Origin of the sequence: Hymenobacter norwichensis DSM 15439 (genome assembly GCF_000420705.1) — a bacterium.
GTDB classification, from domain to species: Bacteria; Bacteroidota; Bacteroidia; order Cytophagales; family Hymenobacteraceae; genus Hymenobacter; species Hymenobacter norwichensis.
Genome location: NZ_ATVL01000007.1, coordinates 630,555 through 653,828, shown reverse-complemented (window position 1 = coordinate 653,828; position 23,274 = coordinate 630,555). Strand labels below are relative to the sequence as shown.

At 56.9% G+C, this 23,274-nt stretch carries 18 protein-coding genes; 7 read left to right on the top strand and 11 right to left on the bottom strand.

All coding sequences use genetic code 11. The features are described from left to right. Positions 1 to 34: 34 nt before the first annotated feature. Entirely contained in the window at positions 35 to 283 is a 249-nt protein-coding gene (locus G536_RS0108990; RefSeq protein ID WP_033369768.1) for a hypothetical protein, read from the top strand. A 164-nt stretch (positions 284 to 447) separates the two neighbouring features. On the opposite strand, the gene G536_RS27070 is transcribed toward G536_RS0108990, so the two are convergent. After that, entirely contained in the window at positions 448 to 1,155 is a 708-nt protein-coding gene (locus tag G536_RS27070; RefSeq protein WP_051166921.1) for a carbonic anhydrase, read from the bottom strand. Between the two features lie 53 nt (positions 1,156 to 1,208). After that, the gene (locus G536_RS0108980; RefSeq protein ID WP_022823260.1) at positions 1,209 to 1,913 is read right to left on the bottom strand and encodes a TIGR02117 family protein; all 705 of its coding nucleotides are present in this window, start codon (positions 1,911 to 1,913) and stop codon (positions 1,209 to 1,211) included. A gap of 91 nt (positions 1,914 to 2,004) precedes the next feature. On the opposite strand from G536_RS0108980, the gene G536_RS0108975 reads away from it, so the two are divergent. Beyond that, positions 2,005 to 2,415 (top strand): hypothetical protein, encoded by a 411-nt coding sequence (locus G536_RS0108975; RefSeq protein ID WP_211223322.1) that lies wholly within the window; start codon positions 2,005 to 2,007, stop codon positions 2,413 to 2,415. Positions 2,416 to 2,478: 63 nt separating this feature from the next. Here the strand turns inward: G536_RS0108975 and G536_RS0108970 are convergent, their stop codons facing one another. The 6 genes from G536_RS0108970 to G536_RS0108945 form a co-directional block, all read right to left on the bottom strand. Further along, entirely contained in the window at positions 2,479 to 5,295 is a 2,817-nt protein-coding gene (locus G536_RS0108970; protein WP_022823258.1) for an MSEP-CTERM sorting domain-containing protein, read from the bottom strand. Next, entirely contained in the window at positions 5,279 to 5,815 is a 537-nt protein-coding gene (xrtK, locus tag G536_RS0108965) for an exosortase K (RefSeq protein WP_022823257.1), read from the bottom strand. Before xrtK ends, G536_RS0108970 begins: the two co-directional genes overlap by 17 nt. A 131-nt stretch (positions 5,816 to 5,946) precedes the next feature. Next, positions 5,947 to 6,942, bottom strand: a complete 996-nt coding sequence (locus G536_RS0108960; protein ID WP_022823256.1) for an AAA family ATPase — start codon at positions 6,940 to 6,942, stop codon at positions 5,947 to 5,949. A 45-nt stretch (positions 6,943 to 6,987) separates the two neighbouring features. Then, complete coding sequence (locus G536_RS0108955) at positions 6,988 to 8,982, bottom strand: TonB-dependent receptor (RefSeq protein WP_084708542.1); 1,995 nt, start codon at positions 8,980 to 8,982, stop codon at positions 6,988 to 6,990. A gap of 82 nt (positions 8,983 to 9,064) precedes the next feature. Next, on the bottom strand, positions 9,065 to 10,012 hold the full coding sequence (locus G536_RS0108950; RefSeq protein ID WP_022823254.1) for a DMT family transporter: 948 nt from the start codon (positions 10,010 to 10,012) through the stop codon (positions 9,065 to 9,067). A gap of 82 nt (positions 10,013 to 10,094) precedes the next feature. Next, positions 10,095 to 12,389: an aconitate hydratase gene (locus G536_RS0108945; RefSeq protein ID WP_022823253.1), complete on the bottom strand. Its 2,295-nt coding sequence runs from the start codon at positions 12,387 to 12,389 to the stop codon at positions 10,095 to 10,097. A 257-nt stretch (positions 12,390 to 12,646) separates the two neighbouring features. Here G536_RS0108945 and G536_RS27065 point away from each other — a divergent pair, with 257 nt between their 5' ends. Continuing rightward, positions 12,647 to 13,978: a TlpA family protein disulfide reductase gene (locus G536_RS27065; RefSeq protein ID WP_071837679.1), complete on the top strand. Its 1,332-nt coding sequence runs from the start codon at positions 12,647 to 12,649 to the stop codon at positions 13,976 to 13,978. 107 nt (positions 13,979 to 14,085) lie between these two features. Here the strand turns inward: G536_RS27065 and G536_RS0108935 are convergent, their stop codons facing one another. Next, positions 14,086 to 14,637, bottom strand: a complete 552-nt coding sequence (locus tag G536_RS0108935; protein WP_022823252.1) for a hypothetical protein — start codon at positions 14,635 to 14,637, stop codon at positions 14,086 to 14,088. Between the two features lie 186 nt (positions 14,638 to 14,823). Here G536_RS0108935 and G536_RS0108930 point away from each other — a divergent pair, with 186 nt between their 5' ends. From G536_RS0108930 to dnaK, 4 genes are all read left to right on the top strand, one after another. After that, entirely contained in the window at positions 14,824 to 16,902 is a 2,079-nt protein-coding gene (locus G536_RS0108930) for a VWA domain-containing protein (RefSeq protein WP_245575776.1), read from the top strand. Between the two features lie 156 nt (positions 16,903 to 17,058). Continuing rightward, complete coding sequence (locus tag G536_RS31750; protein WP_022823250.1) at positions 17,059 to 17,961, top strand: pseudouridine synthase; 903 nt, start codon at positions 17,059 to 17,061, stop codon at positions 17,959 to 17,961. A gap of 23 nt (positions 17,962 to 17,984) precedes the next feature. Beyond that, on the top strand, positions 17,985 to 18,956 hold the full coding sequence (locus tag G536_RS27055; protein ID WP_071837698.1) for an alpha/beta hydrolase: 972 nt from the start codon (positions 17,985 to 17,987) through the stop codon (positions 18,954 to 18,956). Between the two features lie 270 nt (positions 18,957 to 19,226). Beyond that, the gene (dnaK, locus tag G536_RS0108915; RefSeq protein WP_022823248.1) at positions 19,227 to 21,176 is read left to right on the top strand and encodes a molecular chaperone DnaK; all 1,950 of its coding nucleotides are present in this window, start codon (positions 19,227 to 19,229) and stop codon (positions 21,174 to 21,176) included. Between the two features lie 162 nt (positions 21,177 to 21,338). On the opposite strand, the gene G536_RS0108910 is transcribed toward dnaK, so the two are convergent. Together G536_RS0108910 and G536_RS27050 are read right to left on the bottom strand one after the other, a co-directional pair. Further along, positions 21,339 to 21,896, bottom strand: coding sequence for a 2'-5' RNA ligase family protein (locus G536_RS0108910; RefSeq protein WP_022823247.1), 558 nt, complete (start codon positions 21,894 to 21,896; stop codon positions 21,339 to 21,341). Between the two features lie 154 nt (positions 21,897 to 22,050). Next, positions 22,051 to 23,154 (bottom strand): endonuclease/exonuclease/phosphatase family protein, encoded by a 1,104-nt coding sequence (locus tag G536_RS27050; RefSeq protein WP_022823246.1) that lies wholly within the window; start codon positions 23,152 to 23,154, stop codon positions 22,051 to 22,053. Between the last annotated feature and the right edge of the window lie 120 nt (positions 23,155 to 23,274).

The window sequence follows — 23,274 nt, the reverse complement described above, 5'->3', positions numbered from 1 at the left end:
TTTTTAGAATGGCTTAATATCCTTATCTTTGGATATGTCGAAAGTTAAGCTTCCCGTCCCGCCGCCCGTGCAGCAATATGCTCGCTGTGTAGATGACAGCCGCCGCCCCTCCGACCATATCGGCGACTGGCCTACCGCTGGTCAGGTGTACCCGATTCAGGTGCGCCGCAACGCTCGCACTGGCCTTCCCCAAATACATGTGCTGGGCTTCTATGCCGAACAGCCTTATGGGGCCTTTGCCCGCCACCGCTTTGAAACGGTGGCTGAGCTTTGGCTCAACTAATAGGATCCGGCCGTTTTTCTGCCACCCTCAGCCCCGGCTGTTCCCGTCTTGCTACGCGGGGGCAGCCGGGTTTCTTTTATGGCTGCCGGCTACAGGCAGCACCCCACAAAAAAGCCGGGCCTGTTCATAGCAGACCCGGCTTTTTTGCTTGCTCAGCGTACTACTTAGCGTTCAGCATCGGTTTTGGCAAGCTGGCCAATTTCCTGCGCCGGGCTGCCGCCTTCCGCGTACATCGGCTGGTCGCTGAGGTTGTAGATTTCCTGAATGTCGTGCAGGATGTGCTCGAAGTCCAGCTTAAGGTCTTTCAGCAGGCCGGTTTTCAGGTCGAAAACCCAGCCGTGTACCGTAGGATAGCCATTTTTGAGGTACATCTGCTGTAGGACTGCCGTCTTGATAACGTTGACGCACTGTTCCTGCACGTTCAGCTCCACCAGCCGGTCATAGCGCTTAGTAGTGTCCTCGATTTTATCAAGTTCGGCGTGGTGCAGGCGGTACACGTCACGGATGTTGCGCAACCAAGGGTTCATAATGCCCAGGTCTTTGGCCTGCATAGCGGCTTTCACCCCTCCACAGCCGTAGTGCCCACATACTACAATGTGCTTCACACCCAAGTGCGCCACTGCGTACTCAATCACCGACATGGCATTCAAGTCGATATTGATGACCATGTTGGCAATATTGCGGTGTACGAACACCTCACCCGGCGCTACACCCATTAGCTCCTCGGCCGTTACGCGCGAGTCGGAGCAACCGATATACAGATAGTCGGGCTTTTGGTCGGCAGCCAGGTGCTCCAGAAAGTTGACGTTGGAAGCCGTGTTGCTGGCTACCCATTGGCGGTTTTTCTCGAAGATTTGGTCGTATGTTATCATAGGGGCTTTTACGTTTTGCATCCGTGGAAGATGCTTTTGCAGGTGGAAGATTTTTAGTTGACGGGGCCTCGGTTGCGGTAGTGCCAAAAAATACCGCCATCAAACGGTGTCCAGAAGGCGGCACGCTGGCCGGCAGCTTTCAACGCTGCATTGGCCCAGCTATTGCAGGTGTAAAACAGGTTGTATGTGCGCTTGGCTTCGTAAAAAGCGTCATACTGGCCGTAGCTATGGCCTTTGATGTGCTCCACCAGCCCCTGCGCATCGTAATCGAAGCTCTTGCGGATGAAATCTACCAGCTCGGCATACTGCGCCGGAGTCAGGTAGATGCGCACACAGTCGGGGCCTTCTTTGGGCCTGTGGTGGAAGGTGGCATGGATGGCCGACTCGCCGAGCCAGAACATGGCCTTGAAGGCCGTACTAGGTTTCAACTCGGCCCAGGTAGGCGTATCAAGGTAAAAGCCTTTGTCGCCCCACCCGAACCCAACGTAGCGCATGCTGGAGTCGGCGGCGGGCGTATCGACGTAGCGAATCTGCTGAGTCCAGTCGATTTCGGGGTTACGCACCGGCACTACAAGATCGGTGTGCACACCATTGGACAGGATGTAAGCCTCAATGGCGCCGGGTGTGGGCTGGCTTCGCTCCCCTACCGGTATAGCCGAGCAGACAACCGCCGCCACGGCATACACCACCACCACACCCACTATTCCGCCGCCCACGTAGGCGGTTGTTTTGAGCACTTTTCTGAGCGTAATCGGCATGAACTGGCAGCTACAAGTAAAGGCAGACGCTTGGGCGAGGTTTTCGCAAAGAAACTACCTGCGGTTTATATTTGGGGAATCCATCAGCACCATGCCGCAGCCCGACGACCAAATATACAGCATCCCGGCTCCTTACCGCCGGATGGAAAACATGCACATCCTGTTCTGGCTGCTCAAAGACATCGGCTGGTGTATGATCTGGAAGCCGCTGGGGCTAAGCATGATTGTACCCACGCTGGTTATTGCCATCGTCATTACTTGGCGCACCCGCGACATCAAGGCCGAGTTGGCGCACAATCTGGCTATTGTATTCTGGATTTCAGCCAACTCCTACTGGATGATCAGCGAGTTCCTCGGCTTTGATACGGCGCGCGTGTGGGGCAATGTAACGGGCAAGCATTTGGCGTTGATTCCGTTTCTCACGGGCTTGGGCATTCTGCTGTTCTATTACATCGTGCAGAAGCCCCGCGAGAACCGCGCCGCACAGGTAGCCACCCTGTAGTAACTCACAGCCCTGGTGCTTGATGCGCGGGCAGGCAAGCTACCATAGTCGTAGTCATCTGGCTCAGAACACCTGAAGCTTGCGGCGCCTGTACCATTGTACGAGCCCCCAGCCGCCGGCCAGTAATAAGAGCAGCCATACTTCTGGTTCCGACATACGCTGCGTATCCTCGCCGGCGTCGAGAGCCGCATGAGCGTTCAGCACTTCTTTCTGCTTACGGCGTAAGGCAGCTTTCTGCGCTTCGTTTTCGAGGGCCAGGTAAGACGTCAGCGGCGTCATGATACCCGACCGGAAGCTGGCTTTGATGGCAGAAAGCCGCATGGTTTCGGCTGCTGCGGGGTGGAGAGCTGCATACGTTTGGTACCCTTGCAACCACAAGCCGGCTTTCCAGCCCTGGCCTACCGTAGCGGGTAACTGCAGTTCCGTGGCCACCAGCACAACCGACGGTTGTTCATCGTTGGGCAGATAAGCGCGCGGTGCGCCGGCGGAAGGCCATGCCCGCACCGCCGGCACCGAATCGGACGGCGCAGCAGCAAGTGGCCAAGAGGAATCCTGCCGGAGCGAGTGGGCAACCGGCGGTGCGTTGGGGGTGAGAACGTAGAAAACCGACTGCTCAGGAGTAGCGTCCTGTAGCTCGGCAAAATCCGCCGGCAACAGGGCCCGCGCAAAATCATCGGTGACGGCAACAAATACCGGATAGGTGGCGGCCGGATTGGTTTGGGTTTCTGCCAGGAGCTGGCGCATGGCTCCTTCCAGGTAAAAGCCCCCGGTGGCCGGTTCGGCAGCAAGTGCGGCCTGCCATTCTGACTCGGTGGTACGCTTGGTGGTGGCACTTACCAGGCTGTAGCGGGCCATGGCGGCAGTGCCGGGCCGCTGCTTTAGAAAGGCAGCTACCTGCCGCGCGTAAGCCGGCCGGCGCGCAACCACACTTGCTGACGCATCGAGCAGAAAATGGTAGTAAGGACGGCGGCGTACCAGGGGCAGTGCGCGTTTGGCAGCTGCACTCAGGTAGGTAACCTGGCCGCCAGGCAAAGTAACAGGAGTTGTCACGCTGCTTTTGGCGGAGTCGCCCAGGGAAATAGCCCGATCTGCCAGGTGCAGCACAACCGGTTCTTTGTGCACGAGTTGGAAGCCAGTTCGACGTACTTCCCGCGCGGCGAAGGGGAACACTCGCAAAGCCACTCGGTTGCCGGTCAGGTAGTACAAAATACCAGGGTCGCGTTGCTCGTTGCGAATTTGGGAGAACACCCAGGTAGCGGCTTTTTTCTCCGCCAGAATTCCTTTTTCCCGGCGGCCCCGGATGTCCAAGTAGTAATCCTGCACCCAGCAGCCCGCCGGTAGTTGCAGCGTGGTAACGTATTCGGCATTGTCGGCGGCGGTGGTATTCGTCATTTCCAGCTCCACCCAACTGGTCCAGGTCGCTTGGTGCATATTGTAGGTACTGCGGCTGGTAATCTGGGTCAGGCGGGTCTGGTCGGGGTTGTCGGCGGCCGGGTTGCCGGGCGCCTCGGCTACTGGCGGCTCCCCCATAAACACTTGGCTCAGACGATTCAGCTTCTGGTTCGACAAGGTCATGTTATCCAGTACCAGCCAGTTGAAATACGACGACAGATATGGCAGATGGCTCCCAAACATTCCGCCTCCGCCGCGCTTATGGTCCCGAACCTCCTGGAGCACGGGCACCAGCGCGTCAGCTTCAACGGTCTGCGCCGACGCGTAATCCGGGAGGTAGAGGTAAGCCAAAGCGGCGTGCAACACCTGCCGATGATGCAGGTACGTACCGGTGATACCCAGCGGCAGCAGCAACCCGCTGCCAATAAGTATGCTCACCAGTACTCGCCGCGAAAAGTAGCTGCGCAGCACTTCGAAATCCTGGCTTAGCTCCCGCAAGTGCACCAACAGCAGTACCAGCGGCGTCAGCATCAGAAAGCCAAGCCCAACGGCAACAACAGCAACCAGGGAGAGCGGCAAAAAGGGCAGAAAGACCAGGAAAAAGTAGAGGGTGTAGGCCAATGTGGCGGCGCGCCCGGCAAACAAGGCCAACCGCCCCCATTTCCCCCTCGGCGACGGGCAGCAAACCAGCACCCCATTCAGTACCGCCAGGCCATAAAACCAGGGGCCGTTGAAATCACCGAAAACGCCGTTTTCAGCGGAGCCAAAGTTGAGAATCAATCCGCTGTTGGTGGCCAGCCCGATCAACGGCAGCACTAAGGCAATCAGCGCCTTCCACACCAGCTGGTACTTCGCCCAAACTCCTGTTCTGCTGCTGGTTAGAATGTACACCCCGCGGGCCAGAAAAAACAGAAACCCCAGCGTTGTGGCAATCAGCAGCACGATCAGCGCATGCTCGCCGAATTCTCCAGCGGGTACGCGCCACAAGGGCAATATCAGTTGCCCGAACAGGTAGGCCACGGCGGGAATAGCTACCGCAACCCCAAAGTTTGGCAATGCCCTGTGCGACTGCTCTTCGGGGGTGAGGCGCACTAAAAGTACCAACACGGCATGGGCCAACGTAGGCATTAGAAAGGTTCCGGCGTACAGTTCCATTTCGCCGGGCACCATCCAGCGGGGCACTTCAGTGGGAAACAGCTGGCGCAGGAAAGAACCGTAGGCATACAGGAAGGCGATATGCAAGCTGAGCGCTACCACGCCATAAGCAACCGTAAGGCGCTGCTTACGGTGCATTTGCCAGAGTGCAAACCCGGCCTGAGCTGCTCCTAAAACGAGCAGGGCCGTCCCTATCCCCTGCCACACCTGCTGGCTGGCTTTGGGCAGCAGCGTATGAATCACGGCGTATTCGCCGGCCAGCAGCACCAGCAGCACCACGATGGGTAACGTGTTCAGAACCAGCAGCCACTTGGGGTTAAGCAGATTTCGCATAGCGCAGTAGATAACGGTGGCACAGCAGCTCGAAGCCACTGTAGATAAGCAATAGAAAAACCAGATAAACCAGCACGCCCTCGGCCTGATGCAGCCACGGTAGCTGCCGCGCGGCCTGCGGAAACACGCGCTGGATGCTCACTGCTGTTAAAATCCGGGAGGTATTGACCAGTAAAGTCAGAACATAGCCCAGCACGGGCAAAAGCAGAAGCCAACTGTTCTGGAAGGTCCGCATGGGCTCCTGATGGCGCAGAGCCGAGACAAGCAGCAGGCCGCTGCATAGCAACCAGAAGTTGAACCCCGAGCACGACTTATCAATAGCAATGTGCAGGTCAGCGTGCACGAACCCGCGGGCCGGCTCGAAGCTCGACACCGACCCCAGCACCCCTCCTACCAGCACATCGGTAGGCCACAACAGCCACAGCAGGTGACTAGTAGCAGCGTGCATATACCCGAACTTGAGGGCTATGAAAGCGCCGGCAACAAGGCCGTACGGCAACCAGCAGCGTGAAGGCAGCATGAGATGAAACAGAAATTGAAGCCTGAGCAAACATAAACAAAGAACTTTGTATTACAAAGTTAATATACAAAAGAGCTTTCATCCTTCTCCCTGCATACCATAATAGCCACCGGGGTTTTCTGGAAAGCTTCTTATCCGTGCAGCAGTTCGTCGATTAGCTGAATGGCTTGCTGCAGCCGCGCAGTCCAACCGCCACTGATTTCCACCAGCGGCACGTTGTAGCGGCGCAGCGTGGCGCGATGTGAGGCGTCTAGCCGTAACCGGTCGGCGGCGGAAAGGCGGGTGCCGTCCTGCACGAAGGGCACATCGGGGCTCAGGTACAGATACAGGTCGGCGCGGTTGAGGGCATACACCTCCGCCGGCACCAGTAGCTCCAGCCCAAATATCAGCTGTGCGTACGACATGGTGATGTGCACGTCGGTATCGATTATCAGCAGCGGACTAGGGCCAGTTTGTGCCTGCTGGATGCGGCGGGCGTGCTCTTGAGCTACGGCGTGCAGGTCATCTAAGCTGAAGCACTCGGAGCTAGCAATTAAGTCACGGCCAGCTTCGGCTACTAGGCTGGCCTGGAAGTGCGCAGCTAATTGGTTGGCTAGCAAGGTTTTGCCGGTCGATTCGGCGCCTAGTATCACCACTTTGCGCGCGTAATACGGTTTCACGCTATCCGGCAGAAACTGCCAGTACGCCACCAGGTTCTGCCGGATAGCCGACGCCGAAACGGGTACGGTTGCGCGCGCCACATCAAACAGCAGATATCGAATACCCATGCGCGCCGCCACCAGCTCACCATACGGCTCCGAGGTAACTACCAACTGGCATTCCGGCAGTAGTCGGCTGAACACGTCGGCCCATACCTCCGATACAGCCAACGACGTTTCCGACGTATTCGGCAGCTCACTTTCCAGGTATTCCAGCACCCGGATTTCCACGTCCGGCTGCCCGGCATAGGTTTCCCGCAACCACGCCTGCCGCACCTGGGCCGGCAGTTGCTCCTGGTCACTGGCGCACACCAGCACCGTTAGATGGTCGCAGTGCCGCCGCGCGAAGTTGATGAGCTGCTCATGGCCTTTGTGGAAAGGCATGAACTTACCAAACACAAAGGCTTTAAGCGGAGCGTCAGCTTGCATGAATAATGATATGTCATTCCGACCAGAGGGAAGAACAACAGGGGGTTAAAAGGTGTACTGCGCGTTCAGGTAGAAATTGACGGGGGCCTGCACGAAATATTTGCGGGTACCATCGGCTTCCACATAGCCGTTGTTGTAGTACTTGGTGTTGGTGAGGTTGTTGGCAAACAACGACACCTGATAGCCTTTATGCGCGTACTGCACCCGCGCGTTCAGCAGCACGTAAGTGGCCACGGTGGCCGAGTTGGCAAAGTCGATGTAGGAGCGACTTTGGTAGCGGCCTACCAGCGCGGCAGTCCAACGGCCCACTTGGTACTGCGCTTCCTGGTTGATGATGAGCGGCGGCGTGAGAACAGGCTCGAACGTTTCGCGCTGCTCCCGGATGCGGCTGTAACTGAAGGCCGAGTTGTTGATAAACGCCCACTGACGGTTGGGCTGGTAACGCACCGTGGCTTCCAGGCCAGTCCGGCGGCTGCTTTCCACTTTGTTGGTCAGCGCCAAGCCATTCGGCCCAAACTGCCCATTCAGCACAATTTCGTTGCGGAACGCCATGTAGTACGCATTCAGGTTCAGCTGCCACCGTTCGGTTTGGTGCCGCACGCCCAACTCCTGGTCCACCACCGATTCGGGCGTGGCGCTGGTTACCAGAGCCGCGCCGGTGCTGTCGGCCAGCAGGTCGTCGTTGCCAATGAATAAGTCGTTGCGCGTGGGTTCCCGGCTGGTACGGCCCACGGTGTAATAGAGCGTCGTAGTAGGGGCAGCAGCGTAGCTTATGCCAGCTTTGGGGTTCAGAAAGTGCCAGTTGAGGGTCGGTAGTGGCACGCTGCCTTCGTAGCGGAACGCGGTATAGCGCAGCTGCACATCGGCAAAGAAAGTAAATTGCTGCACCTGCGCTTCCAGCTTACTGAAAGCACTTAGGTCTGGCTTACGGCCGGTGTTGCGGTAGAGCTGGCCTAGGGTTCGTTCGGTGCCAGTGTGGCGGCGGTGGTAGGTGCTGGCGTGTACCCCGCTGGTCCAGGTGAGGCGCTGAGTGCGCCGGGTGTACGTGCTGAATGCGCCCAGCCACCCCGACTGAAACCCGTAGTTGTACAGCTCGCTGGTACTCGGCAGCCCGATAAAGTTGTTGAAGTCGAAATCGTAATTGCCGCGCAGCGCGGAGTAGTACACGCTGGAACTCACCAACGAGCCCGCACTAGGCTGCCAGTCGTTGCTTAGCTGCACCAGAGCCTGCGTGAAACGGTCGTTTTCGGCGGGGCTGTTGGCGTTGGCCCGGCGGTTGCGTTGCAGCACCGAATCGGCCACGCCCAGCCACGCCAACTGGTTGCGCTGCTGCCCAGCCAGAATGTTCAGCTTCCAGGTGGTTTTGTCGCGGAACAGCCCGCTGCTCACAAACACCGAGCGCGACGTATTGGCCGACCGATCTTTGTAGCCATCGGAATGCAGCTCCGAAGCCCGCACGTATAGGGCCTTGCCGTTGTGCAGTCCGCTAGCGTATTCCCCAAAAATCCGGTAGCTGTTGAACGAGCCGTAGCCCAGCCCCAGCGTGGTATGCGCCGAGTCGCGAAGCGAGGTTGAAAATAGCTGAATACTGCCCCCATAGCTGGCCGTGCCGTTCTGGCTGGTGCCCACTCCACGCTGAATCTGGATGGAACTGACCGAGTTCAGCAGGTCGGGGTAATTGGAAAAGTAGGCACCCTGGTCTTCCGGCTCGTTGAGCGGCACGCCGTTTAGGGTGGTATTGATGCGAGTCTGATCGATGCCGCGCAGCCGGAAATAGGCGTAGCCCTGGGTGCTGCCCGCGTCGGAATAGGCGGTAATAGAGGGCGTTTCGGAAAGTAGAAACGAGGGCTCCTGCCCTACACTTTTGCGGGCCAGCGCCCGGCCATCGAGGTTCAGAAAGGTAACTGGCGTCAGCTTTTCCGCCTGGTAAATTACGCGCACTTCAGGCAGCGCGTGGGTGGTATCGGCGGATAGGGTTTGGGCCTGAACCGGGGCGGCATACACTAGTGCAGCCACCATTGCACTGGCTAATCGTTTCATCAAGTGTATCGGCGTAAGATAAATAAGCCCGAAGCTACGGCTCTTTCAACGCTTACCGCAGCACCGCAGCCACTAGCCGTGTTTACAAAGCCCCAGATTCAGGTTTCGCCAATGGTACTTCCCGCTTCCAACTAATCAATAGCACACCTACTATAACAATCAAAGTACCCAGCACTTGCGTGAAAAATATCTTCTCGCCCAGCACAAAATGCGCCTGCAAAATGGTGGAAACCGGCCCGATGCCACTGATAACCGCCACGTTGTTGGAGCCAATGCTTTTCAGCCCCTGCGACAACATAAACGAGGGCAGCACCGTGGAAAAAACCGCCAGCAACACGCCGTACTGCCAAATATCTGGGCTGAGTGCCAGTCCCTTACCGGCATTAACCACCAAAGAATGCCCCAGCACACCCACCGTGGCCGCCAGCATGGCGTAGGCCGTGAACTTGTTGGCCCCCACCCGCGGAATTATTCGGCCGCTGCCCACAATGTACACCGAGTACGTGACGGCGCACAGCAGCACCATAAAACTTCCAAAGTAGAAATCCGGGTTGCTAGCGTCAACCGACAGCTCGCCGAAGTAGGCAATACCAATGCCCAAGTACGTCAGCAGCAAAGCCGTTTTCTGAATACCGGAAATCCGTTGCTTGAAGTAGAAAGCGTTGATAAACACGGCGAAACTGGGGTACAGAAACAGAATTAGCCGCTCCAGTCCCGCCGATATGTATTGCAGGCCAATGAAGTCGAACAGGCTGCTGAGGTAGTACCCTAGGATTCCAATGGTACTTACATACAGCCATTCTTTCGCCGTGAATCGCACGTTGCCTTTCTGCCGGCTCAGTACGAAAGCAGCCACCAAGTAAAACGGCAGCGCAAAAATCATCCGGACCGCCAGCAGCGTTACGGCATCTACGCGTAGCTGCCCGAAAGCCAGCTTCACAAAGATGGCTTTGGTGGAAAACAGTACGGCGCCCGCCAGCGTGATAAACAACCCACCCAACGACAAGGTGTGCTTACTAGAAGAATTCATGTTGAAACACGCTACAAAGCAAAACAAAGAGCCGTTTCTTACGAAACGGCTCTTTGCGTAACAGCTGAAAACTAGCTAAGGATTACTTCTGTGACAATTCCGCGCCACTAGCTTCTTTCTGACGGATCAGGTTCAGGGCCGAACCGGCTTTGAACCATTCAATCTGACCTTCATTGTACGTGTGGTTCACGGTAATCAGGTCGGTGTCGCCGTCGGCGTGGTGCAGGCGGATTTGCAACGGCTGACCCGGCTGGAAGCTATTGAGGCCGAGGATATCGAGGATGTCGTTTTCCTCAATCAGGTCGTAGTCGGCCTTGTTGGCGAAGGTAAGCGCCAGCATGCCCTGCTTCTTGAGGTTGGTTTCGTGAATCCGGGCAAAGCTCTTCACCAAGATGGCGCGTACGCCCAAGTGGCGCGGCTCCATAGCGGCGTGCTCCCGGCTCGAACCTTCTCCGTAGTTCTCATCACCCACTACAATCGACCCGATTCCCTGGGCCTTATAGTTACGCGCTACAGCCGGAACCGGCGAGTAAGGCGTACCCGAGGTCAGCGCATCCTTCACCGAGTTGGCCTCGCCGTTGAAGGAGTTGGTTGCCCCGATGAGCATGTTGTTGGAGATGTTGTCCAAGTGGCCGCGGTATTTCAACCACGGGCCAGCCATCGAAATGTGGTCGGTGGTGCACTTACCTTGGGCCTTGATGAGTAGGCGCAACCCTTTCAGGTCGGTGCCTTCCCACGGCTTGAACGGCGCCAGCAATTGCAAACGGTCGGAACCTGGGTCTACAATCACTTGTACGCCAGTGCTGTCGTCGGCCGGAGCTTGGTAGCCGGCATCCTCCACGGCGTAGCCAGCAGGCGGCATTTCGAGGCCCGATGGCTCGTCAAACTTCACTTGCTGGCCGTCTTTGGTAGTCAGGGTGTCAACCAGCGGGTTGAAGGTCAGATCGCCGGCAATGGCGAAAGCCGTCACGATTTCGGGCGAGGCCACGAAGGCGTGGGTGTTCGGGTTGCCGTCGTTGCGCTTGGCAAAGTTACGGTTGAAGCTCGTAATGATGGAGTTGCGGCGCTTGGGGTCGTCGGTGTGACGAGCCCACTGCCCAATGCACGGACCGCAGGCGTTAGCCAATACCACGCCACCCATTTGAGCGAAAGTGTCCAGCAAACCGTCGCGCTCCACGGTATAGCGCACCAGCTCCGAGCCGGGCGTTACCGTGAATTCGGCGTTTACCGTTAGGCCTTTGCTTACTGCTTGCGAGGCTACCGAAGCCGCACGGGTGATGTCCTCGTACGACGAGTTGGTGCACGAGCCAATCAAACCAACCTCTAGCTTCTCGGGCCAGCCATGCTCACGCACAGCGGCAGCAAACTCGGAAATCGGCCAAGCGGCGTCCGGCGTGAACGGGCCGTTCACGTAAGGCTCCAGCGTGTTAAGGTCGATTTCGATAAGCTGGTCGTAATAGGCTTGCGGGTCAGCATATACTTCGTCGTCGGCGCGCAGATGCTCGGCCACAGCGGCAGCAGCATCAGCAATTTCGGCCCGGCTGGTGCCGCGCAGATAGTCGCCCATCTTCTCGTCGTAGCTGAACACCGAAGTGGTAGCCCCAATTTCAGCACCCATGTTGCAAATGGTGCCTTTGCCGGTAGCCGAAAGGCTGTTGGCACCTTCACCGAAGTACTCTACAATAGCACCGGTACCGCCTTTTACGGTCAGGATGCCCGCTACTTTCAGGATTACATCTTTGGCCGAAGTCCAACCGTTCATTTTGCCGGTCAGCTTCACGCCAATTACTTTCGGAAACTTCAGCTCCCAGGCCATGCCCGCCATCACGTCTACGGCGTCGGCACCACCAACACCAATGGCAATCATGCCGAGGCCACCCGCGTTGGGCGTGTGCGAGTCGGTACCGATCATCATACCGCCGGGGAAGGCGTAATTTTCAAGTACCACTTGGTGAATGATACCTGCGCCGGGCTTCCAGAAGCCGATGCCGTATTTATTGGAAACCGAAGCCAGGAAATCGTATACTTCCTTGTTCTCGGAGTTGGCAATGGCCAAATCCTCGTCGGCGCCATCTTTGGCCTGAATCAGGTGGTCGCAATGCACGGTGCTGGGTACGGCCACTTGGGCTTTACCGGCCTGCATGAACTGGAGCAACGCCATTTGAGCAGTAGCATCCTGCATGGCCACACGGTCAGGAGCGAAATCGACGTAAGAAACACCCCGCTGATACGCCTGCGAAACCGAGCCGCCGTACAGGTGAGCGTACAGGATTTTTTCAGTCAGGGTAAGCGGACGGCCAACAGCAGCACGCGCTGCCTCAATACGCTGGCCCATACCAGCGTACACCGCCTTGATCATTTCTAAGTCAAACGCCATAATGCGAAAGGGAAAAATGTGAAGGGAACGAACCTACTAGGAGGTAGGTACGCAAATATAGGTACCGGGTAGGGCGCGTCCCAATTTTTCGGGGCTTTGCGGGACCTGCCCGACCTCATTTAGAATGATTCCAATGAACCAGGGCCGAAACGGAACGCCATACTCCTTATGTAGGCAGTACCTTGGCGGCCTTAGGTAGTAAACTAATAGCGGCCCGTAGTAGTTTAGTGCCGCATCAACCTTTTCAACTTTTCTCTATGCCCGTTGCCTTCTTCTTTCGCAAGGCTGTAGCTGGGGCCGGACTCGCGCTGGCCGTAGCGGCCTGTCAGTCAAACTCATCATCAGAAAATCAAGCGGCCACTACGGCCGCCACCCCCCTCACGGCGGGCACTTGGCGCGGCGTACTCTCGGCCCAAGGCCAGGAAATACCGTTTCTATTCGATGTGGCCACTGATGGTGGTAAGCTCACCGTGACGCTGCGCAACGGCGAGGAACGCCTCAAGCTCGATGAAATCAGCACGGCCGGCGACTCCACCACCATCCGTTTGGGCGTGTTCGACGCGGCCTTGGTGGTGCGGGCCGACGGTGCCGACAAGGTGAAAGGCACTTGGGTGAAGTACGATGGCAAAGAGCCGTATCGGGTGCCGTTTGCGGCACATCGGAACACAGTTTCGGAAGACGATTTATTCTTTAATGATGCAACGAAGGTCACCCCTATTTATGGGGACTTAGTTCGCGGTGCGACTTTTCGCACGGAATTTCGGGACAGTGAGGGTATAACTTATCCTGCCGTGGCTCTAATTAAACAGGACACTGCGAATGGTAATAGGCTTGTCGGCACCTTCCTGACTTCCACCGGTGACTACCGTTACTTAGCGGGCAATCTAGTGTATAAGGCCGACGGCGAGCATATTCTGCTTTCCACTTTCGATGGTAGCCATGGCTTTCTATTCGATGGCAAGCTGGCCAAGCCGGGCAATATCAACAACATCACCGGTGACTTCTATGCCGGCAAATCCGGCCACGAGACCTGGACTGCTGTGCTCGACGGCAACGCCAAGCTTCCCGACGCCAACGCCTTGGCAGGCATGAAGCCCGGCCAGAAAAAGCTGGATTTCAAGTTCCCGAGTGTATACGAAGGTGGCAGCGTCTCCCCCACCGACCCTAAGTATAAAGGCAAAGTGGTGGTAGTGCAGATCCTCGGCTCGTGGTGCCCAAACTGCATGGACGAGACCAACTTCCTAGCTCCGTGGTACGAGAAGAACAAGCAGCGCGGCGTGGAAATCATTGGGCTGGGCTATGAGCGTACCCCCGACCAGAAACTAGCCTCGCAGAAACTGCTCAAGATGAAGCAGCGCCTCAACGTTGGCTATGATTTGGCCGTGGCCGGCGTAGCTAATAAGGATTCGGCCGCCAACTCTTTGCCGCAGCTGGCGAAAGTGGTAGCCTTCCCAACCACAATTTTTATAGACAAAAAAGGCGAGGTGCGCAAGATTCACACCGGCTTCTCCGGCCCCGGCACCGGCAAGTACTACCAGCAGGAAACCGCGGAGTTCGAGAAAACCGTGGCGAGTCTGCTGGCAGAGTAACTTGGCGTACGTCCGTTCTCGCACTTATCAACACCACAAGGTCCTTCGTGCTAGCACGAAGGACCTTGTGGTTTCAAGCAGCGTAATAATTATGTGGGCTGAGCACTTTAGTTGCCGAATAACTTTTCTCGCAATGCTTTATGTCCCCTCCAACTATACTGGGTATCATAAACCCATATTTGAGGTTTTCCATTATCCATTCCAACCCAGTATACATTTCCGGCATGGAATGTACGCAGGTCTTTCAAGCTGTAATTGAGCAAAGCATGCATGTATCGCACAATAGCTTTTTCATCGTCGGCACTTAGCACTTTCTGCTTTTCCAAGAAATACTTTCTGTCAGCCCGGTAAGAGCATCCTATTGTATCAAGGAAAAAATCCGCAGTAAATGGTCTTTGTCGAAACTCTGCATAGCCTAGTCTTTCTCTAACGTCACCTTCATCAGACAAGTACACTTTTATTAACTCCCGATGCCCACCAAACTCTCCACATTCTGAGTATTGTGCATAAATGAAAAGGGTATCTCCGTAAGATATATTGTCGATTACATGCTCCTCACTATGCTTTGCTTGATTCACGTGAGGTGCAACAGGCTTTCGTGTGAATACTATTACTAAAACAGACACTGCTACCAGCAGCACTAATGCAGCTTTCCACATACTCTCAGTCAGCTTATTCTATAGAATCTGATTTATATATGTTGAGGCAATATGCTTTTTATTCAGGTTAAGTGAAGTCCTGTCTTCTAACTTCCTACTTTGGCTAACCAACTCTGCCACTACCTTCGCAAGCAACTTCCCGGCTGGTTTCGGGGTTCTTGATACTCTCACTCGCTATTCCTGTCTTTGATTTCCGTCGCTGCTTCTCCCTGGTTGATTCTGCTGTGCCTGGCCGTGGGCGCGGGCTACGCGGCGCTGTTGTATTCGGCGAAAGCGCCGTGGAGCAAGGCGATAAACTACGGGCTGGCAGCCCTGCGCTTTGCGGTAGTGAGCTTTCTGTGCTTTCTGCTGCTCTCCCCGTTCCTGAAAACCACTACCAATACCACTGAAAAGCCCACGGTTGTATTGGCCGTCGATAACTCGCAGTCGGTGGGGCTGTTTACGCCCCCCGCTGTGCTGAGCCAGGCCCAAACCGGGCTGCAACAGCTTGCCGAAACGTTGCGCGGCCGGGGCTTCGAGGTGGAAACCCGCACGCTCGGCCCTAGTACTAGCCGCTCCGTCGCGCCCGATTCTGTGCGCTTCACGGCCCCGGCCACCGACCTGAACGGGCTGCTGACTGGTGTGCGCGAAACGTATGAGGGGCGCAACCTGGCCGGCGTGGTGCTGGTGTCGGATGGCATTGTGAACCAGGGCCAGTCGCCAACGTATTCTGAGTTCAACTTCCCGATCTACTCGGTAGCCGTGGGCGATACGCTGCCCAAGAAAGACCTAAGCCTGCCTGCGCTGAATTACAACCGGGTGGCGTTCAGCGGCAACAAATTCCCGATTGAGGCCGAAATGACCTATGACGGGTTTGCGGGCGGCACCGCCATCGTGCGGCTGCGCGAAAACGGCCGGGTATTGCAAACCCAACGGGTACGTCTGCCTGCCGGCCAGCGCCGCACCAAAATCACTTTTACGGTAGTAGCTCCGGCACCCGGCAAACGCCGCTACGAAGTGGTAGTGGAGCCCCAAACCGGAGAGCTTACCACGCTCAACAACAGCAAATTCGCTTATATCGAAGTCGTGAAAGGCAAGCTGCGGGTGCTGCTGGCCGGGGCCGCGCCGCACCCCGACCTGAAAGCGCTGCGGGCCGCCATTCAGCAAAACGACAACTTTGACTTGGTTACTTACCTGCCCGGCATCAGCCCGCTGAAAAGTCAGGACTACGACGTAGCCATATTGCACCAACTGCCGGCCCGTAGCGGTGAGGGCGCCGAAGTGCTGGCCCAAGTGCGCAGCCGCCGCATTCCGGCCCTCTATATTGTGGGCGCACAGTCCGACTTCAACGCCTACAACAGCGCGGGCACCGGCCTTACCATCCTGCCCCGCGGCACCCAAACTGATGACGTAACGCCCGTGCTGAACCCTGCTTTTTCGCGGTTCACGTTCGAGGAAGAAGCGTTACGCCGGTTTGCAGCGTACCCACCCGCGCCAGTGCCATTCGGGGATTTGCGCTTGGGCGGCGGGGCCGAAGTGGCGCTGTATCAGCAGGTGGGTCGCTTGCGGACGCAGAAGCCACTGCTCGTTTTTGGTGGTTCGGGCACGCAACGGCAGGCCACGCTGCTCACGGATGGCAGCTGGCAGTGGCGCCTCCAGGAAGCCGTGGAGCACGACGACCAGCCCGAGGCGTACGACCGGCTCGTGATTCGCACGCTTCAGCTGCTCACCCAGAACGCCAACAAAAAGCGCCTTGATGTGTACCCCACCCAGGACGCCTTCAGCACCCAAGACGACGTTACGTTTGGGGCCGAAACCTACAACGCCATTTTCGAGCGCACCTACGGCCAACAAATCACGCTCACGCTCACCGACGAGCAGAAAAAAACGCGCACCTTCAGCTACACCAACTCCGAAGATGGCGCGCCGCTGCACCTCGGCACGCTGCCCGGCGGCGTATACCGCTATGCGGCCCGCGCCATGCTAAGCGGCCAGGCCCAGCAAGACCAAGGCGAGCTACTGATTCAGGAGCAACAGCTGGAAGCCCTCGATTCGCGCGCCGACCACAATCTGCTGTACCAGCTGGCGCGCCGCAGCAACTCGCGGCTGTATTATCCGCAGCAATTCGCCCAACTCACCCAGGATATTCTCAAGGCCGACTACAAGCCCGTCATCTACTCGCAGGAAGACCTCAAGGACCTCATCAACCTGAAATGGCTGTTCTTCCTAATTCTGGCCCTTGTAACGGCGGAATGGGCTACGCGCAAGTACTCAGGCGGGGTATAAACCTGTCTGACAGAACGATGTATAGACGCCATACCTGGCGTCTCGTTGTTACTGATGTTGTTTAACCGGACGACCTAAGCGGCGCGGATGCCGAAACGCCAAGTGTTGAGTCCTTCGCAGGCACTGTTATATAGCCCCGCGTGGTACCTTTGCATCATGCGCTACATTTTGGTCAACAAACCCTACGAAGTCCTCACCCAATTCACCGACGAGCAAGGCCGCGCCACGCTCAAGGATTTCGTGGCTATTCCGAATATCTACCCAGTTGGGCGGCTGGATTTCGACTCTGAGGGCCTAGTACTCCTCACCGACGATAAGCAGCTCCAGCACCGCCTCTCCGAGCCCCGGTTTAAAGTAGCTAAAACCTACTGGGTGCAGGTGGAAGGCACCCCGACCGAAGAAGCGCTGGAAACCCTGCGCCGCGGCGTAGACATTAAAAGCGGCTTTACTTCTCCCGCCGAAGCCCGCCTGCTACCTAATGATACCGAGCTGTGGCTCCGCAGCAAGCCGGTACGTTTCCGAGCCAACATCCCAACCAGCTGGATTGAAATTACCATTTCGCAGGGTATGAACCGGCAGGTGCGCAAGATGACGGCGGCCGTAGGCTTCCCCACCCTGCGCCTGGTGCGCGTAGCCATTGCCGATTTGCGCGTAGAAGGCTTGGAACCCGGCAAATGGCGCGAATTGACCATCGAGGAAGTTCAAGCCCTGAAAGAAGACATGGCTGCCCAAACTGCCGCGGCAGGCACTTTCAAAACGCCTGGCAAAACCTCGGAATATTGGCCCGGCGGCGTCCGACCCGGCACGGCCAAATCCAACCAAAACAGCGCCGGTGGGTACAACCGAGGCGGTTTCGGTGGTACATCAGGTGGCAAGACGAAAGGTGATGCGCGGGCTGCTGGCGTACGAGGTTCCGGCCGTAATGCCAAGCCTACCAGTGGTACGTTCAAAGCTAAGCCCACCGGTGGCCCAAAGTCAACGCCCGGCAAAACCGGTAGCAAGCCCGGCCCAAAATCGGCAGGACGCGGAACAGCCGGCGGCCGGGGCGGCCGGAGCTAATGGCACGCCGGCGTAAATGGCCAATGCGCCTGCTACTGCTGGCAGTCTTGGCGTTTAGTGCTATGAACGTGGTAGCGGCTTTTCACGCGTGGCGCTTCACCCATTTCACCACCGAAACGGGTACCCACACCGATAATCCCGAGCAGCTGACGGCCGCCCAAAAGTTGTGGGTGCTGCTGACCGGCATCAAAAACCCCAAACCTGTCAATCACCAGACGCCGGTTTTCCCGTACCGGACCATCTACCTAAATGGCCCCAACGGCCGGCTGGAGGCGTGGTACGGGGCCGTGCCGCACGCGCGAGGCACGGTAGCGCTGTTCCACGGCTATACCAGCTCCAAAAGTAAGCTCCTGACTGAAGCGGCTACGTTTCGCCGCCTCGGCTACAACGTGCTGCTGACCGACTTTACCGGCAACGGCGGCTCCGCGGGCAACGTTTGCACCGTCGGCCACCACGAAGCCGCCGACGTGGCCGCTGTAACGCGCTGGCTGCAACGCCGCCCCGGCGCAGTGTTTATCTACGCCAACTCGATGGGGGCCGTGGCCACGTTGCGCGCCGAGGCCGAGCTAGGCGTGCGCCCCACTGCCAACGTGCTGGAATGCCCTTACGGCTCCATGCTTGAAACGGCCCAAAGCCGCTTCCGCTCTATGCACGTCCCATCGTTCCCGATGGCCAACCTGCTGGTATTCTGGGGCGGCGTGGAAAACAACTTCTGGGCCTTCGACCTCGACGCCACCGCTTATGGAGCCCGCATCAGCACGCCCACGCTTCTGATGTGGGGCACCGCCGACCCGCGCGTAACCCGCCCGGAAACCGACGCCATTTATGCGGCTCTGCGTGGCCCCAAGCAACGCCAGGATTTCCCCGGCTCTGGCCACGAGCCGTATTGGCGCAAGTATAAGGCGCTATGGGAACAGACAATTCAGGAGTTTTTGGGCGGCAAAACGTCCGTCGGTTCTCGGCCCGACGCCGCAGGAGTCCGACCAACTCTTTGAAAGAACTGCGTGCCTAGTTCCAGACGAGCGGCTTTATCGGCTGCCGCTGCTGAGCTTTATCCTCATCCTGCCCCTGTGTCAGCATATCCTGCAGTTATAAATTCCGTAGAAGTCAGTCCGGCGGGGATTCACGAACTGAGGCCTCTAAAAATGACAATCTGTCACAAAGAAAGCCTTTTCTCGGGGATGGTACGAGCCTTGTAATTCCCCCGGTGCGAGTGATTCGCAACACAACCTGACACCTCAACTTACTACATAACAACCATTCAAATGGGCAAAATAATCGGTATTGACCTCGGCACTACCAACTCGTGCGTCGCCGTAATGGAAGGCAACGAGCCAGTGGTTATTCCAAATAGCGAAGGCCGCCGCACCACTCCTTCCATCGTGGCGTTCCTCGACAATGGCAAAGGTGAGCGGAAAGTCGGTGACCCGGCCAAGCGTCAGGCCATTACCAACCCCACTAACACGCTTCAGTCGATTAAGCGCTTCATGGGCCGCTCTTTTGGCGAAGTGACCGAAGAAGCCAAAAACGTTTCTTACCAGCTCGTACGGGGTGCCAACAACACGGTAGCCGTACAAATTGGTGACCGGCAGTATACGCCGCAGGAAATTTCGGCCATGGTGCTTCAGAAAATGAAGCAAACCGCTGAAGATTACTTAGGCACCACCGTAACCGAAGCCGTTATTACGGTTCCGGCCTACTTCAACGACGCCCAGCGCCAGGCCACCAAAGAAGCAGGTGCCATTGCCGGCCTCGACGTAAAACGTATCATCAATGAGCCTACCGCCGCTGCTCTGGCGTACGGCCTCGATAAGAAGCACACCGACCAAAAGATTGCTGTGTACGACCTGGGTGGTGGTACCTTCGATATCTCCATCTTGGAGCTCGGCGACGGTGTATTTGAAGTACTTTCTACCAATGGTGACACCCACCTTGGTGGTGACGACTTCGACCAAGTAATCATCAACTTCCTGGCTGAGACGTTCGCCAGCGAAAACGAAGGCCTCGACCTGCGTAAAGATGCTATGGCTCTTCAGCGATTAAAAGAAGCTGCTGAGAAAGCTAAAGTGGAGTTGTCGTCTTCGACTGAGACGGAAATCAACCTGCCATACGTAACGGCTACTGCTTCAGGTCCCAAGCACTTGGTGGTGAAACTGAGCCGTGCTAAGTTCGAGCAGCTAGCTGATAACCTGGTTCGTCGTTCGATGGAGCCAGTGAAGAAGGCTCTGCAAGACGCAGGCCTAAGCACGTCGGATATCAACGAGGTTATCCTCGTAGGTGGTTCGACCCGTATCCCGCGCATCCAGGAAGAAGTGGAGAAGTTCTTCGGCAAGAAGCCTTCGAAAGGTGTTAACCCCGACGAAGTAGTGGCCATCGGTGCTGCTATCCAAGGTGGTGTACTGACCGGTGAAGTGAAAGACGTGCTCCTGCTCGACGTTACGCCGCTTTCGTTGGGTATCGAGACGATGGGCGGCGTAATGACCAAGCTCATCGAGTCGAACACGACCATTCCTACCAAGAAGTCGGAAACCTTCTCGACGGCTTCCGACAACCAGCCTTCGGTGGAAATCCACGTGTTGCAAGGCGAGCGTCCGTTGGCTTCGCAAAACCGCACTATCGGTCGTTTCCACCTCGACAGCATTCCGCCAGCACCCCGCGGCGTACCGCAAATCGAAGTAACCTTCGATATCGACGCCAATGGTATCCTGCACGTATCAGCTAAAGATAAAGGCACTGGCAAAGAGCAGAAAATCCGCATCGAAGCTTCGTCGGGCCTTACCGATGCCGACATCGAGCGGATGCGCAACGAAGCCGCAGCCAACGCCGACGCCGACAAAGCCGAAACCGAGCGTATTGGCAAGGTGAATGCTGCTGACTCGATGATCTTCCAGACCGAAAAGCAGTTGAAAGAGTACGGCGACAAACTAAGCGCTGGCAACAAAACGGCCGTTGAAAACGCCCTTGCTGACCTGAAGAAGGCCCACGAGAGCAAAGACATCAGCCAGATTGACACCGCTATGGAGGCCATCAACGCTGCTTGGCAGGCTGCCTCGCAAGAGATGTACGCCGCTACCCAAGGCGGTGCCGAAGGCCAACCTGGTGCCGACGGTGGCAACCCCTTTGGTGGTGCCGGCCAGCCTGGTGGCAACGGTGCCCAAGGCCAGCCCCACGACAACGTGACGGACGTGGATTACGAAGAAGTAGGCAACAAGTAATAGTTGCTAACTAAAAAAAAGGCCCGAAGCGTATTGCTTCGGGCCTTTTTTTGTTAGAGGCACGATGTAGAAACGTGACATTCCCCGGCTCAGTATCTAAACCATTTGGATGATGCAGTAGCCAACAACGTCGGCAGCGACGAGCCGCGAATTGTTGCATCTCTACAAATGGTCGGCTAGTCCAAGACCTAATTCAAACGTAGCGCAGGGCTGCCACTGCTGGCCGTTGTGGCGAAAAAGCGTAAGAGCTTCCACCGGGAATGAGGCAGCATACGAACGAGCCGCGAAAAGCTGACGTAACTCTGGCACTTGTGTGGTTGGCAGGTCGCGGGTGGCTAGCGTGAGGTGAGGTGTGAAGGGCCGCTGCTCACGCGGTACTTCTGGCAGGTGCAACGCACACCACGCAACGAGAGCCGCGTGAAAGGTTTGGATGGCCGCCGCTTCATTAACCTCTACAAACAATGTACGGTTACCAAACCAGGCAAAATCGCGCAACCCTACTTCAAAAGCTGATTGCGTTGCCACAAACCCAGTCAGTGCCGCTGTGCATCTGGCCTCAAACTCATCGGGCTGGTGCAACGGCGGAATTAGGGTGATATGCGGGGGTAGGCGCACAGCATTGCGGCTGCCTGTGAGGCGGTGGACTTCCTGCTTCAACGCCCACGTTTCTGAAAAAACTGGTTCGGGAGGAAGCAACGCTAGTAAGTATAGGCTGTTCATTAGATAAGCAGGTTTCAAGCAGTGTGATGTTACTGACTATGCCGAGGCTTACATACGCTTTTCCGTCTGGCGGCAGACGCAAAAATGCCCGGCCAACTGTATGTCGGGCGGGCATTGGGTGTGCTTGATAGGTTCAAGCTGAAAAGTGCGTCAATCAGGTGGTTAGTTCCTTTCGCTGCTTCTCCGGATTAGCAGCTTCTTCAGCCTCTTCTTCGGCTTCTTCTTGGAAGCCCTCCTGAATCTTTTCATTGGCTTCCTGGTGGTCGTCGGCGTCGGCTTGCTCGGCGTTTTCCTCCTGCTCTTCCTTGCACTCGGGCTCGTAGCTGAGCTTGATGTAGATAGGAAAATGGTCGGAGCCCACGTATGGTAGGCGCTCCATATCGTCTACCTTGAAATCAGGCGAAACAAATACGTGGTCGAGAGGCCAACGTAGGGCCGTATAATCGGCATGAAACGTAGGGAGCAGGCCGCGGCCTACACGCGGATCCATCAGCCCGCTCACCCGGCGAAACAGTTCAGAGGTGTGCGACCATGCTACGTCGTTCATGTCACCGAATACGATGGTCGGTTCTTTGTGCTGCTCTATCTCCTTGCCCACTAATAGCAATTCGGCGTCGCGCTTGGTACTGGTTTTCGATTCGGCGGGTGCCGGCGGCTTAGGGTGCAAGCCGTAGAGTCGCACCCAAGTTTTACCGTCGGGTAGCTGCACCCGGGAGTGCAGGGAAGGCACATCATCGTCGAGCAGGTATTTCACTTGGCATGCTTCCAGCGGCAGCCGCGAAAAGAACAATAGGCCATAGGTGTTATCGAGCGGCTCGTGGCAGGTGTAGGGGTGCGTCTTTTCCAGAGGCTTCAACTGCTCGTACCACCACTTATCGGTTTCCACAGCCATGATAACGTCGGGGTCGGCTTGCTGTAGTGTAGCTAAGGCTTTGGCGCCTTCCTTGTTGAATTGCAGCACGTTCATCACGGCTAAGCTTAGGTGGCGTTGCCCATCCTTCAGCGTACTATCACCCACTTGCTTGCCCACTAGCGGCGTGTAAGGCGCAATCCGCACCGACTGATAAGCTACCACAATGCCCAAGGCGCCCATAGCACTCAAGCCGGCCCAGCCTGGCAGTTGGTGCCACCCCAGCATCGCCGTAGCGCCCAGCGTGAGCAAGGTTATGCCCACAATTTGGAGGCGCGGAAAATCGAATACTCGTATCCACCAGGCCGTTTGGCGCAAAAGCGGCAGCAAGGTGGCCACAACGGCCATTATAGCAAGTAGAAGAGTGAAGCCATGCGCTATGAGAAGCCAGAGCGGAGCGTTGAGGTTAGGCACAGGTGGGTGGGTATTAAGAGTGAAGAGCGCACCTGCCAAGGCAGAAAACAACGA

Bases quoted from the DNA above. Each gene is read 5' to 3' on its own strand.
- G536_RS0108990 (WP_033369768.1), top strand. From the start codon at position 35: ATGTCGAAAGTTAAGCTTCCCGTCCCGCCGCCCGTGCAGCAATATGCT.
- G536_RS27070 (WP_051166921.1), bottom strand. From the start codon at position 1,155: ATGATAACATACGACCAAATCTTCGAGAAAAACCGCCAATGGGTAGCC.
- G536_RS0108980 (WP_022823260.1), bottom strand. From the start codon at position 1,913: ATGCCGATTACGCTCAGAAAAGTGCTCAAAACAACCGCCTACGTGGGC.
- G536_RS0108975 (WP_211223322.1), top strand. From the start codon at position 2,005: ATGCCGCAGCCCGACGACCAAATATACAGCATCCCGGCTCCTTACCGC.
- G536_RS0108970 (WP_022823258.1), bottom strand. From the start codon at position 5,295: ATGCGAAATCTGCTTAACCCCAAGTGGCTGCTGGTTCTGAACACGTTA.
- xrtK (WP_022823257.1), bottom strand. From the start codon at position 5,815: ATGCTGCCTTCACGCTGCTGGTTGCCGTACGGCCTTGTTGCCGGCGCT.
- G536_RS0108960 (WP_022823256.1), bottom strand. From the start codon at position 6,942: ATGCAAGCTGACGCTCCGCTTAAAGCCTTTGTGTTTGGTAAGTTCATG.
- G536_RS0108955 (WP_084708542.1), bottom strand. From the start codon at position 8,982: ATGAAACGATTAGCCAGTGCAATGGTGGCTGCACTAGTGTATGCCGCC.
- G536_RS0108950 (WP_022823254.1), bottom strand. From the start codon at position 10,012: ATGAATTCTTCTAGTAAGCACACCTTGTCGTTGGGTGGGTTGTTTATC.
- G536_RS0108945 (WP_022823253.1), bottom strand. From the start codon at position 12,389: ATGGCGTTTGACTTAGAAATGATCAAGGCGGTGTACGCTGGTATGGGC.
- G536_RS27065 (WP_071837679.1), top strand. From the start codon at position 12,647: ATGCCCGTTGCCTTCTTCTTTCGCAAGGCTGTAGCTGGGGCCGGACTC.
- G536_RS0108935 (WP_022823252.1), bottom strand. From the start codon at position 14,637: ATGTGGAAAGCTGCATTAGTGCTGCTGGTAGCAGTGTCTGTTTTAGTA.
- G536_RS31750 (WP_022823250.1), top strand. From the start codon at position 17,059: ATGCGCTACATTTTGGTCAACAAACCCTACGAAGTCCTCACCCAATTC.
- G536_RS27055 (WP_071837698.1), top strand. From the start codon at position 17,985: ATGCGCCTGCTACTGCTGGCAGTCTTGGCGTTTAGTGCTATGAACGTG.
- dnaK (WP_022823248.1), top strand. From the start codon at position 19,227: ATGGGCAAAATAATCGGTATTGACCTCGGCACTACCAACTCGTGCGTC.
- G536_RS0108910 (WP_022823247.1), bottom strand. From the start codon at position 21,896: ATGAACAGCCTATACTTACTAGCGTTGCTTCCTCCCGAACCAGTTTTT.
- G536_RS27050 (WP_022823246.1), bottom strand. From the start codon at position 23,154: ATGGCCGTTGTGGCCACCTTGCTGCCGCTTTTGCGCCAAACGGCCTGG.